The organism is Halopelagius longus (assembly GCF_900100875.1).
In the GTDB taxonomy this organism is placed as follows: Archaea; Halobacteriota; Halobacteria; order Halobacteriales; family Haloferacaceae; genus Halopelagius; species Halopelagius longus.
Genome location: NZ_FNKQ01000002.1, coordinates 172,824 through 184,802 on the forward strand (window position 1 = coordinate 172,824; position 11,979 = coordinate 184,802).

An 11,979-nucleotide genomic window follows, 5' to 3' on the forward strand; every position below is an offset into this window, starting at 1 on the left:
GATCACTCCCTCTCCGCGTCGCCGCCGGATGAACCCCGGTCGCTCTCCGAACGTCGCTCGTCGGCGTACACTATCTCGGCTATCTCGTGCCGCGGGCTCTCGTCGTCGTCGCCCTCGTACTTGTACACCGTCCCCTCGCTTTCGTCGCGGGTCGCCCGGTGGGACCCGTCGCAGAACGGTCGGTTCGCCGAGAGTCCGCACAGACAGACGGCGACGTCGCCCTTCTCCTCGTCGATGTCGTCCTCGTCGAGTTTCAGCGGTCCGGTCGCCTCGTGACGCACCTCTCGTGCCATACGTCTGACTGTCCGGCGGTCGAACTTAGGCTTTCCCGGCTAGTCACAGCGATTCGTCCCGCAGGAACCGCCGCACGACGCCGGTGAACTGGTCGTGGTTCTCGTCCATCGCGGCGTGACCCGCCCCTCGGAGGAGTGCGAGCGTCGCGCCGGGAATCCCCTCCTTCGTCGCCCTGAGGCGGGACTCCGGGAACAGGGGGTCTTCTGTCCCGCCGACGACGAGCGTCGGTACGTCGATCTCTCCCAGTCGCTCGCCGGTGTCGTGTTCGAGGCACGCGTCGCAAGAGACGACCACGTCGGCGGGGTTCGACGGCGCGAACGACCCGCCGAGGGCGCGCACCACGGGCGAATAGACGCGCTTTCGCCACCCCACGTACGTCTCTCCGGTGATGGACTCGTAGAGGCGGCCCCACTCGCCGCGTTCGGCCAACTCGCGCCAGCGTTCGACGAGCGACACTCCCCTCTCGCCCAGTCTGTCCGCCGACGCGCCGACGACGAGTCGGTCCACGAGTGCGGGGTAGTCCGCCGCGAGGTGTTGGGCGATGAACCCGCCCATCGAGTAGCCGACGACGTGCGCGCCGCCGAGTTCGTCGAGGACAGTCGCGTACGACCCCGCGAGGTCCCGCGTCGTCGTGCCGGGGGCGAGGCCGCGCGGCCGACCGACCGTCCAGACGGTGTACTCGTCGGTGAACTCGCGGTACGCCTGTCCCAACACCTGCGCGGTGCGCCAGTTCGGAGTGCCGTCGAACGCGTCGTTCAGTCCGGGGACGAAGACGAACGTCTCCGGGCCGTCGCCGACGCGGTAGTAGGGGAGACGCCCGTCCAGCCACCCGTGGTCGGTTGGTGCGGTCGCCGGTTGTATCATCTATCCGTCACGACGGTCCGGCGGAGCAAAGTCCTTTCCGCGGTTCGCAGTCGCGGGGAGGGACTCGTCGGCGCTCGATTCGGGCCGGGGCGGCTCAGACCGGCCGCTCCTCGGGGTCGTCGATGACGACGGGGACGCCGCGGGAGGCGACGTCCGCCGCGAACGCCTTCGGGTCCGCGGTCAGGAGGTCGATGGTGTTGTAGTGAATCGGAAGGACGAGTTCGGGATCCAGCGCCTCCGCCAAGTCGGCGGCCTCGTGGCGGTCCATCACGACGGTCCCGCCGATGTTCGCGAGGAACACGTCCACGGAGAGGCGTTCGAAGCCGTCGAGGGCGTCGGAGTCGCCGGGCCAGAAGAAGGAGGTGCCGTCCACCGCGAGGCGGAACCCGCATCCGAACCCTTCGGGGTGGTTGACGCTCCCGTCGTCGTTGACGTGCGGGCCGTCGGGTTCGTTGTACGCCGGGACGCTCCAGACGTCCGCCGGACCGACCGCGAGGTGGTCCTCGTCGGTGACGCGCACCACCTCGTAGGGGAGTTCTTCGACGGGCGTCACGTCGCGGTCGATGTTCGCGGCGTCTACGGCCTCGAACGCGACGACGGTGGCGTCCTCGTCGGCCACCTGTTCGACGGCGTCGGAGTCGTAGTGGTGGTCGTGCGTGATGCAGACCAAGTCGCCGTCGCGGGCGTAGTAGTCGTCGAGAACGCCGTACCGGCCGGGGTCGAGGTAGGCGACGAAGCCGTCGGGCGTCTCGATGCGGACGGTGGCGTACCCGAGCCACGAAACCGAGAGGTCGCGGTGTCGAACGGTCATACCTCCCTCTACAGACCCCGGGTAGTAACCCGTTGTGGAAGCGTCAGAGAGGGGTCACCCCGGGGCCGCCTCGCTACTGCCCGTCGGCGAGGCGTTCGACGCGTTCGAGCGAATCGGCGTCCTCTGGGTCTTTGTCCTCGCGGACGGAGACGAACCGCGGGAACCGGAGGGCGTACCCCGAGGTGTACGTCGGCGAGCGCTGTATCTCCTCGTAGCCCACCTCGAAGACGACGGCGGGCCGGAGGTCCACCTCTTGGCCCTCTTCGGCCTGTATCTCCGGTTCGAGTAGTTCCGTCAGTTCCGCGAGTTTCTCGTCGGTGATGCCCGTCGCAACCTTCCCGATGGTCTCGTACCCGTCGTCCGTGCGCGCCGAGAGGAGGAACGTGCCGAGGAACTTCGCGCGCCGCCCCTCTCCCCACTCGGCGCCGGTGACCACGAGGTCCAACGTCTCCACGTCGGGCTTTCGCTTCAGCCAGTTTCTCCCCCTGTTTCCGGGCGAGTACGTCGAGTCGGGGTTCTTCAGCATGATCCCCTCGTGGCCCGCCTCCAACGCTCGCTCCTCGAAGGCGGCAATCTCCTCTGCGTCCGCGGAGACGAGCAGTTCGGACACCGCGCCGGTCCCACCGAGAACGTCGGTCAGTCGTTCGTGTCGGACGGTCAACGGCGCGTCCAACAGGTCCTCGCCGTCGGCGTGGAGGCAGTCGAACGCCCGCAGTTCGACGCGAACCTCCTCGCGCATCCGACTCACGTCGTGCTTGCGGCGGAACCGGCGGAGAATCTCCTGAAACGGTAGGGGGTCGCCGTCCTCGTCGATGGCGACGACTTCCCCGTCCAAGATGACCGACTCACCGACGTTGGCCTCCACGAACTCGACGACTTCCGGTAGGGGGTCGGTCACGTCGTCCATGTTCCGGGAGTACAGCGACACCTCCTCTTCCGCCTCGTCGTAGTGGACCTGTACGCGCGCGCCGTCGAACTTCGTCTCGACGGCGGCGGACTCCCACTCCGCTAAGGCGTCCGTGACGGTGCCCGCCTGCGCAAGCATCGCCTGCACCGGTCGGCCGACTTCGAGGCGCACCTCGGCGAGGCCGGACTCGCCCTCCTCGCGCGCCACCGTCGCCACCATCCCGTAGTCGTTCGACACCTGCAGGGCGCGTTCGACGGCGGCGAGTTCGTCGTCCGTCGCCCGCATCGTCGGTCCCTCGTCTTCGTCGTCGCTCTCGTCCGCTTCCTCGCCCTCGTCGTCGTCACCCTCGCTTTCGTCCTCTTTTGCTTCCCCGTCGCCCGCCTCGGGGTCCGAATCCGCGGCGAACGCCGAGAGGTCGGTTCTGGCCCCGTCGGTCGTCTCCCCGTCGTCCGCAGGTTCCGCGTCCGCGGGTTCCGCGTCGGCGAGGAACGCCTCGGCGATGGCGTCTCTGACCGTCCCCTCGCCGACGCCGATGCGCATCTCCGAGAGGACGAGTCGGGCGATGAACTTCGCCTCCTCGGGCGAGCACCGGTTGAACAGGCCGAACAGCGTACTCAGCTTGCGGTCCTCGCTTCCCTCGCCGTCGGCGGCGGCCACCTCCCGGAGCGTCTCGTCCACCTCGGCGACGGTGAGGCCGTCCGTCCCGCCGGCGAACGCGGCCAGACCCTGCTGGCCGCCGAACTCGTAGCTCTCCGCGACGGCACCGATTTCGCCGATGTCGGCGAGTTTGTCTTCCACGTCGTCGGCGGTCACGTTCGTCCCCGCCGCGCGGGCGATGGCCTCGTGGAGGAGGCGCGGGCCGACGTCGAGCGTGGTCGAATCCCACGCCGGGAACACCCGGCCCTGCACGAACCTGACGACGACGGGGAGGTCCTCACCGGCGTCGAGGAACAGGTCGCGGACCAGCGCAACGGTGGCTAAGTCTGCGGGCTCTCGTTCCATCTCCGACGCGCGGGCGGCGAACTCGGCGAACTCCATCGCCCGGGTGTAGCCGGCAGGGGTGAAAAAGTCCGCCGACTCGCTCCGACCGTCGCACGGGGCGGTGTAGGGCCCGAACCGCCGCACGGCGTGAGCGTCGTTGCCACCGTATCGCGCAGCCACGGGATTCATACGACTCCACTTCAGAGAGGTGGGTATATGAGCGACGACCTCGCGGCGCGCGTAGAGGACGCACTCACGGTGGACCCCGAGGAGTACGAGGCGCAGGCGCGGGCGGACGCGGACGTGGTGAAGTCGGAACTGGCGGACGGGACGTTCGACAACCACCAGTCCATCGTCGGGTTCGAGTACGAGTTCTACGCCGTCGCCGACGGTCGGTGGTCCGCGAGCGGCGAGGACGACGACGGGGTCCACGCCCTCATGCGCGTCCCGCGGCGTCTCCTCGAACTCATGGGGTTCGAAAAGGAGTTGGGTCTCCACAACGCCGAGATGACGACGAGTCCGCAACCGCTCAACCCCCACGGACTCCGCGCCCAGGAGGCGGAGGTTCGCTCCCGCCTCTCGGCGGCGCTCGACTGCACCCACTCGGAGGGGATACGCCTCGTCAGCGACGGACTCTGGACCATCCCTCCGGCGGGGGAGACGGCCCGCGAGTACCTCACCGACAGCGTCAGTTTCGAGGACGTGCGCATCGCGACGAACATGAGCGACTCCGTGCGGTACCACGCCATGGCCAACGGGCCGAACGTGCCGGACACCATGAGCGTCGACGCGCCGCACGTCCACCTCGAAGCGGACACGGTGATGCCCGAGTCGCTCATCACCTCCATCCAACCTCACTATCAGGTGGCCCACGCCGCCGACTTACCGACGTACTTCAACTACGCGCTCCGAATCGCCGGACCGCTCTTGGCCCTCGGCGTGAACTCGCCGTTCTTCCCGCCGGACCTCTACGACGACGCGGGCGCACAGAAGATTCTCGAAGACGGCCACATGGAGAACCGAATCGTCGTCTTCGAGTCCGTCCTCAACACCGGCGACACCGAGAAGGTGCGCTTCCCGAAGGACCTCACGGACATCGAGGAGGCGGTCGATAGGGTGGCGCAGGACGCGACGACGGTGCCGATGCCAGTCCCCCGCGGCGACCGGTTCGACGACGAGTTCGCCACCCTGCGCCGGAAACACGGCACGTTCTGGCGGTGGGTTCGTCCGGTGTTCGAGGGCGCGACGCGGTCCTCCGCCAACGCCCGCATCGAGTTCCGCCCCGTCGCGGCGCAACCGACGGTGCGCGACTCCATCGCGTTCCAGGCGGCCTTCGCGGGGTTGATGGAGAGCCTGCCGACGCGTCAACACCCGGTCATCGACCAGAACTGGGCCACCGCGCGGGAGAACTTCTACTCGGCGATGCGCGACGGCCTAGAGAGCGGCCAACGCTGGATAACGAACGCCGGCGAGGAGACGATGGACAGAGCGAGCGTCTACGACGACCTGTTGGCCCACGCCGCCGACGGACTCCGCTCTGCGGGGTGTTCCGAGGAGGAGGCGGACTACTACCTCGAACCGCTCCGTGCGCGCCTCGATGCGGGATGTACGCCCGCGAACTGGAAGGTGACCCGAGTTCGGGAGGAACTCGCCGACGGCGCGTCGTTCGAGGACGCCGTCACGTCGATGCAACGGGAATACATCCGACGGCAAAGCGAGACGCTCGTCGACGGGTCGTTCGCGGACTGGTTGTAAAAGAGAGCGACTGCGACTCGCGGCGGGCCGACTTACAGGAGGTCCGCGAAGTCCTTGTGCCGCGTGATGTCGACGCCTTCCTCGGTGACGACGGCGACGTTGATGCCGTTGCCGGAGGCGAGGTCGCGTTCGACGGCGCTCTGGATGGCGCGGGCGGCGACCGTCTTCGCCTCGTCGACGCTCAGGTCGTCGCTGTACTCCTGTTCGAGCACACCGAGGGCGTACTGACTGCCCGACCCGGTGACGGTGTACTCCTCTTCGAGGATGGAACCAGCGGGATCGATGCTGTAGATGTGCGCGCCCTCGTCGTCGATGCCGCCGAGGATGGGCTGGACGATGTAGAACGCCCCGGAGCGCAGGAAGTTACCGAGGAGCGTCGAGAGCGCCTGCATGCTCATGTCCTCGCCGCGGCGCGACTCGTAGAGGCGCACCTCCGCGCGGATGGACCGGATGAGCGACTGCGCCGCCGAGACGGACCCGGCGATGGTCAGAGCGCCCCTCGGGTGAATCTCCTCGACCTTCTGGACGTCCTTCGAGGAGACCATGTGACCGAGGCTCGCACGCATGTCGGTCGCGAGGACGACGCCGTCCTCCGTCTTCAGACCGACGGTGGTCGTCCCGGTCTTCGTCTCTTTGTCGCCCATCTGATTCGCTCGTTCGCTCGCGTTGGGGAACTCGCCGAGTTCCGGCGCGAACACGTTGGAGTGGTCGCCGTTCAGCGGGTCGAGGCGGCCAGAGATGTCGTCGCTCGGAGTTCGCATTACCCGACCTTACAGCCCTGCGCTGATAAATGCAACCCTTACAACCTCTGTTGCCCGTATCGTCTGACGGTCCGAAAACGGGAGACGGGCGGGCCGCCGACAGTGCGGCCGCTCGCCGTGTTCGAGTGTCGCTTCGCAGAACGGTGCGGCGTTCAGTTCACCCGCGCGTGCTTCCGGGACTTCGCACGCTCGTACGCCGTCCCCGCGGCTTCGACGAGTCGGCCGACCGGGAGGCTGACGCCGAGTCGCCGCGCGAACAGCGCGACGGGCATCATGAGGATTCCGAGCATTAGGGTGAGCTGGTATAGGACGAACGTGACGCCCCTGCGCATTGCGTTTAACATCGCACTATCGAGCGAGCGGCGACGGCACCATATAAATCTTCCCCGTCGGCCGTCGGCTCCACCCCGACGCCGTACGCCGATTCAAGCGCGCTTGTCTCACGAACAACTCGACTGACTTTCGGCGGCCTCACTCGGTAGGGACTCCATTAGCCGCACGGTACATCCGCATAAGTTATAGCGATGGGTCCGGTCGCATCCGCGTTCTCGGGCGCCCTCGGCGTGGTTATCGCTATCTCGGTCCGCGTTCACATCCGGTCGCCCCGCCCCGCCGGGCGTGGGACGTGAAGGCACGACTGCCGGACAGACGAACCACAAGACACGAAACCCCGCGGCGTGAGAACGTAGTATGAGCAATTATCTCGTAGCGATGGAAGCCGCGTGGCTCGTCCGTGACGTCGAGGGTGTCGACGACGCCATCGGCGTCGCCGTCAGCGAGGCGGGGAAGCGTCTGAACGACAAGGACAAAGAGTACGTCGAGGTGGAAGTCGGCGCGACGCCGTGCCCCGCCTGCGGCGAACCGTTCGACTCCGCGTTCATCGCCGCCAACACGGCGCTCGTCGGTCTCCTCCTCGAAATCGACGTGTTCAACGCCGACGGCGAGAAGCACGCCTCCCGCATCGCAAAGAGCGAAGTCGGCGGCGCACTCCGCGACGTTCCCCTCTCCATCATCGACGTGGTGGAGACGGAGGAAGACGACTCCGCCGAGTGAGGCGCCGCGGTCCCCGAAACCTTTTCGTATAACCTCTGGTAATCGGGTGATATGGAACTTCCGACCCCGCAGGACTTACGCGAACGACGGAAGTCGCTCGACCTGACGCAGAGCAGTCTCGCCGAGATGGCCGGGGTGTCCCAACCGCTCATCGCCCGCATCGAGGGCGGCGACGTGGACCCGCGGCTATCGACGCTCCGTCGCATCGTCAACGCCTTAGACGAGGCGGAGGGGAGCGTCGTCCGCGCGCGGGACCTGATGAACGAGTCCGTCGTCAGCATCTCGCCGGACGACTCGGTTCGCCACGCCCGAGACAGGATGCTCGACGAGGGGTTCTCCCAACTGCCGGTCATCCGCGACGGGTCGCCGGTCGGCATCATCTCCAACAGCGACATCCGGCACGTCCAAGAGGAGAACGTCGGCGAACTCCCCGTCGCGGAGGTGATGCGGGAGTCGTACACGACGGTCGAACCGACCGCGACGCTCGAAGAGATAGACGCCTACCTCGACCACAACGCCGCCATCCTCGTCGTCGAGGGGGGCCAGACCGTCGGCATCGTCACCGAGGCGGACGTGGCCGCCCACCTGTAACGCGACGAGTCGCGGGGTTGCGCCGGTAGCGTCTCTGTTCTCCGTCCCGGCCGTCAGCGCTCTTCCACCCGCATCGGTACGCCGCCGACCGGTTGGGTCGTCATCTGCGGGCGGACCGACAGGTCGCCGTCGCCCGCCCACTCCAGCCGGTAGCGACGCGTCACCTCCGCGATTACCAGTTTCGCCTCGACGGTGGCGAACGCCCGACCCATGCATCGCCGCGGACCCGCCCCGAACGGCGCGTAGGCGTAGTCCGGCCGCGCGGCGGCGCGTTCGTCGGTCCACCGGTCCGGGTCGAACGCCGCCGGGTCGTCGTAGAATCGTCCGTCGCGGTGGACGTTCACCACCGACAGGAGCACCTCCGACCCCGCCGGAATCCGGTAGTCGCCCGCCGCTACCTCGCGCGTCGTCTCGCGGGGGAGCGTGTGGATGGGCGGGTAGAGCCGAAGCGCCTCCTCGAACACCCGTTCGGTGTACGTCAGGTCCGCCAACTGCGACATCTCCACCGGGTCGTCGCCGACGACGGCGTCAACCTCCTCGTGGAGTCGGGCCCGCGCGTCGGGGTTGCGCGCGAGGAGGTACCAGACGAACGTCAGCGCCAAGGCGGTGGTTTCGTGGCCGGCGAACACCATGCCGACGAGTTGGTCCGACACCGCCGCGTCGGTTCGGGGGTAGCCGTCACCCTCGCGCGCCCCCGCGAGAACAGAGAGCAGGTCGGGCTCTTCCGCGTCGGCGTCGGAATCCGCGTTCGTCCCCGTGTTCGCGTTCGCCTCCCGAAGGAGTCGCCGAACTTCCGCCCGAAGCGTCGAGACGGCGTCGTCGAAGCGTCGGCGGTTGCGGGTCGGCACCCACTCCGGGAGCGCCCACGACTCGGGCGAAAAGCGCGCGTTGAGGTTGTCGGCGGCCGCGCGAAGTTCCGCGTCGCTCCCGCCGTCTCCGGTCGGGTCGCGGCCGAGGAGCGTCGACCCGAGCACGTCGAACGTGAGTCCCTTCATCTCCTCGACCATCGAGTACGTCTCGCCGGGCGTCCACGATTCGACCCGCCGCGTCGCTTGCGCGCGCATCTGCGGCGCGTACGAGCGGATTCGGCGGAAGAAGAAGAACGGGTCCAGCAACTCTCGCTGTTCCCGCCACGCCTCGCCCTCGACGGCGAGGACGCTCTCGCCGAAAGCGAGGCGGAAGTCGTCGGTCTTCGCGAAGGCGTCCGGCTCCGTCACTAACGCCCGTTCGAGGTACTCGGGGTGCGCGAGGACGTACTTGTCCTCGCCGGGGAGCGAGAGACGGAACACGTCGCCGTGTTCGGCCACGGCGGCGGCGATGAACCCGAAGGGGTCGCGGACGAACGCGACGGCGTTGCCGAGGACGGGGAGGCCGTCGGGCGCGGGCGGTCTGCGGTCGGTCACGGGTGTCGGTACCCCGCTATCGGATAAGAAACCTTGGCTCGGTGATAGATGGCGGCGTCGGAGTCAGGCGACCCGGCCGAGGAGAGCGTCGGTTCGGCGTTACAGGTCCAGACCGCGGACGGAGACGCCTTCGCCCTCCTCGATACGTCCGATGACGCGGCCGTCCGTCTCGGCGGCGAGGGCTTCGGCGTCCTCCGGCGGGAGGGCGGCGACGAACCCGGTCCCCATGTTGAACGTGCGGTACATCTCCTCGTCCGTGACGTTGCCCTCCGACTGGACGAACTCGAACACCGGGTGTGGGTCGAACGCGTCCTCGACGACGTAGCGGAACTCGCCCATTCGTTCGAGGTTCGTCCACCCGCCGCCGGTGACGTGCGCGGCGGCGTTGACGCCGTGTTCGCGCATCGGGTCCAAGAGGTGCGCGTAGATGCGCGTCGGTTCCAGCAGGGCTTCGCCGACCGTCTCGTACCCCTCGAACGGACAGGGGTCGGTGTACTCGTGGTTCCGCGTCGCCGCCTTCCGCGCGAGGGTGAGGCCGTTCGAGTGAATGCCCGACGACCGGAATCCGACGAGGGCGTCGCCCGCCTCCGCCTCGCCGGGGAAGACGGCGTCCTTTCGCGCGAGGCCGGCGCAGGTGCCCGCGAGGTCCAGTCCCTTGATGACCTCGGGCATCACCGCCGTCTCGCCGCCGATCAGTTCCATGTCGGCCTCCTCGGCACCGGCGGAGAGTCCCTCGCCGACCTGCTGGGCGAACTCCTCGTCGGGCCGGTCCACGGCGAGGTAGTCCACGAACGCGACGGGGCGGACGCCCGCGGCCACGAGGTCGTTGACGTTCATGGCGATGCAGTCGATGCCGACCGTCGAGTAATCGGAGAGAGCCTCCGCGACGATGAGTTTCGTCCCGACGCCGTCCGTCGCCAAGGCCAGATACCGGTCGCCGATGTCGAGCAGTCCGGCGTAGTCGCCCTCGCTCTCGCCGACGGCACCGATGAGGGCCGCCGTCGCCGCCTCGCTCGCGTCGATATCGACACCCGCGTCGGCGTAGGTCAGTTCCTCTCGCTCCTCGTCTTCGACGGGGTCTCCACCCGCGCCGGTGCCAGTCATGTGCGAATCCGCGCGGTGGCGGAGCAAAAGATGCTCGGTCCATCTTCGGTTCGTTCCGGTCCGCGTTCGGTTCGGCCCCACCTACGCCGGCCCGTGACACTCGCTAGGGAGTGATTTACTGCCCACCGAGACCTACCGATAGTGTGAACGGTTCTACGGCCTCAGAATCCTCCGTGAAACTTCTAAACGTCTCTCGTCAGTTCGTGAACGGTTAGTGAAACGTCGTGTTCGGGTGAACGGTTGGAAATTCACGCCAAGGCTCGTACCCCTATATGTTCCCCCGACCTGTAGGAGTGTACGACGGTTCCCAACTATGTCAAGCGTCTCTTCCCACCACAACGAAACCCCCCTTCGCCGAAGCATCGGCGTCGCAAGCACCGCCGCCAAGATGGGTCTCCGCTCGATGGAGGCCGTCACCTTCTGGGCGGCAGTCCTGCTCCCTTTCGCCTATCTCCCCCTCCTCTTCGGCGGCCTCGGCGAGAGCGAACAGCTCGTGTTCGCCGCGCTGTTGGCGGCGAACGTGTTCGCCCTCGTCGTCGGTCACGACCACGGCCGCTGAGGACGCTCTCGGACCCGCTGACGGCGGCCCTCCGCGCCCTCCAGGTGCCCCCGACCCGAACCGCTTCGGCGTCTCCGTTCGCCCTCCGCTCTCTGTCGTCTCCTGCTCTCCTTCGCCTCTTCTCCGCTCTGCTCTTTCGCTCTCTCGCTCTCCGTCGCTCTTTCGCTCTCTACCCCCTCTCTTCTCCGCTTCGCTCCGCGTGGGAACTCCGTATCGGCGCCGAGTGCGAACGGGACGGACTCGGGCCCTCAGAAGCCGAGTCCGGAGAGGAACGCCCCGGCGGTCAAGAGCACCGAGGTGACGAAGACGGCGAGGAAGGCGAGTTTGCTCCAGCCGAACACCGTCTTCCCGTCGAGGGAGCCGAACGGGAGCATGTTGAACGCCGCCAGAAAGAGGTTGATGAGGACTCCGCGACTGCCGAGAAGCGAGAGGAACGACGACCCGAGGGTGACGCCGCCGACGAAGACGGGGACGAAGACGGCGGCCAAAAGTAGGTTCGTCACCGGCCCGGCGAGGGCGATGAGGCCGTGCTGACGGTCCGTCAGTCTCCCGCGGTGGTACACCGCGCCCGGCGCGGCGAAGATGAAGCCGACCATCGCGCTCATTATCGCCAGAAACAGCATTCCGTAGTCGGCGCGGAACTCCGCGATTTGGCCGAACCGGACGGCGACGACTTTGTGCGCGAGTTCGTGGAGCAGAAAGCCCACGCCCGCGGTGAGCAGACTGACGAGGAACGGGCCGGCGACGCCCCCGCCCAGGACGTTCGCCAGCGCTCGCTGACCGCCCCCGGCGAAGAAGATGGCGAACGCCAGACCGAGCGCCATCCACGCGACCAACAGGTCGCGGAGTTCGCGGGAGCTGAATCTGAGTGTCGAGTTCGTACTCATGAGTGTGGT

Annotated in this window: 13 protein-coding genes; 4 read left to right on the forward strand and 9 right to left on the reverse strand. The window is 67.7% G+C overall.

Annotated elements, in window-relative coordinates; genetic code table 11:
* Nucleotides 1-2 precede the first annotated feature (2 nt).
* From BLS11_RS06695 to ligA, 4 genes are all read right to left on the reverse strand, one after another.
* Nucleotides 3-293: a CDGSH iron-sulfur domain-containing protein gene (locus BLS11_RS06695; protein ID WP_092534940.1), complete on the reverse strand. Its 291-nt coding sequence runs from the start codon at nucleotides 291-293 to the stop codon at nucleotides 3-5.
* A 43-nt stretch (nucleotides 294-336) separates the two neighbouring features.
* Entirely contained in the window at nucleotides 337-1,158 is an 822-nt protein-coding gene (locus BLS11_RS06700; RefSeq protein ID WP_092534943.1) for an alpha/beta fold hydrolase, read from the reverse strand.
* Between the two features lie 94 nt (nucleotides 1,159-1,252).
* Nucleotides 1,253-1,969: an MBL fold metallo-hydrolase gene (locus tag BLS11_RS06705; protein ID WP_092534946.1), complete on the reverse strand. Its 717-nt coding sequence runs from the start codon at nucleotides 1,967-1,969 to the stop codon at nucleotides 1,253-1,255.
* A gap of 73 nt (nucleotides 1,970-2,042) precedes the next feature.
* Nucleotides 2,043-3,914, reverse strand: a complete 1,872-nt coding sequence (gene ligA, locus BLS11_RS06710) for an ATP-dependent DNA ligase LigA (protein ID WP_092534949.1) — start codon at nucleotides 3,912-3,914, stop codon at nucleotides 2,043-2,045.
* Nucleotides 3,915-4,073: 159 nt separating this feature from the next.
* On the opposite strand from ligA, the gene BLS11_RS06715 reads away from it, so the two are divergent.
* Entirely contained in the window at nucleotides 4,074-5,612 is a 1,539-nt protein-coding gene (locus tag BLS11_RS06715) for a glutamate-cysteine ligase family protein (protein ID WP_092534952.1), read from the forward strand.
* A 32-nt stretch (nucleotides 5,613-5,644) separates the two neighbouring features.
* Here BLS11_RS06715 and psmB read toward each other — a convergent pair whose 3' ends face one another.
* The gene (gene psmB, locus BLS11_RS06720) at nucleotides 5,645-6,373 is read right to left on the reverse strand and encodes an archaeal proteasome endopeptidase complex subunit beta (protein ID WP_092534955.1); all 729 of its coding nucleotides are present in this window, start codon (nucleotides 6,371-6,373) and stop codon (nucleotides 5,645-5,647) included.
* A 152-nt stretch (nucleotides 6,374-6,525) separates the two neighbouring features.
* Nucleotides 6,526-6,717, reverse strand: coding sequence for a hypothetical protein (locus BLS11_RS06725; protein ID WP_092534958.1), 192 nt, complete (start codon nucleotides 6,715-6,717; stop codon nucleotides 6,526-6,528).
* Nucleotides 6,718-7,063: 346 nt separating this feature from the next.
* On the opposite strand from BLS11_RS06725, the gene BLS11_RS06730 reads away from it, so the two are divergent.
* Together BLS11_RS06730 and BLS11_RS06735 are read left to right on the forward strand one after the other, a co-directional pair.
* Nucleotides 7,064-7,426 carry a DUF555 domain-containing protein gene (locus BLS11_RS06730; protein ID WP_092534961.1) on the forward strand — a complete coding sequence of 121 codons (363 nt, stop codon included), beginning with the start codon at nucleotides 7,064-7,066 and terminating at the stop codon, nucleotides 7,424-7,426.
* Nucleotides 7,427-7,477: 51 nt separating this feature from the next.
* Complete coding sequence (locus BLS11_RS06735; RefSeq protein ID WP_092534964.1) at nucleotides 7,478-8,017, forward strand: CBS domain-containing protein; 540 nt, start codon at nucleotides 7,478-7,480, stop codon at nucleotides 8,015-8,017.
* 53 nt (nucleotides 8,018-8,070) lie between these two features.
* Here the strand turns inward: BLS11_RS06735 and BLS11_RS06740 are convergent, their stop codons facing one another.
* Both BLS11_RS06740 and purM read right to left on the reverse strand, forming a co-directional pair.
* Nucleotides 8,071-9,420, reverse strand: coding sequence for a cytochrome P450 (locus BLS11_RS06740; protein WP_092534967.1), 1,350 nt, complete (start codon nucleotides 9,418-9,420; stop codon nucleotides 8,071-8,073).
* 99 nt (nucleotides 9,421-9,519) lie between these two features.
* Nucleotides 9,520-10,524, reverse strand: a complete 1,005-nt coding sequence (gene purM / locus BLS11_RS06745; protein ID WP_092534970.1) for a phosphoribosylformylglycinamidine cyclo-ligase — start codon at nucleotides 10,522-10,524, stop codon at nucleotides 9,520-9,522.
* A gap of 313 nt (nucleotides 10,525-10,837) precedes the next feature.
* Here purM and BLS11_RS06750 point away from each other — a divergent pair, with 313 nt between their 5' ends.
* Nucleotides 10,838-11,083, forward strand: coding sequence for a DUF8028 family protein (locus BLS11_RS06750; RefSeq protein ID WP_092534973.1), 246 nt, complete (start codon nucleotides 10,838-10,840; stop codon nucleotides 11,081-11,083).
* 248 nt (nucleotides 11,084-11,331) lie between these two features.
* Here BLS11_RS06750 and BLS11_RS06755 read toward each other — a convergent pair whose 3' ends face one another.
* A complete protein-coding gene (locus tag BLS11_RS06755; RefSeq protein WP_092534976.1) occupies nucleotides 11,332-11,970 on the reverse strand; it encodes a zinc metalloprotease in 639 nt (212 codons plus the stop codon).
* Nucleotides 11,971-11,979: the final 9 nt, after the last annotated feature.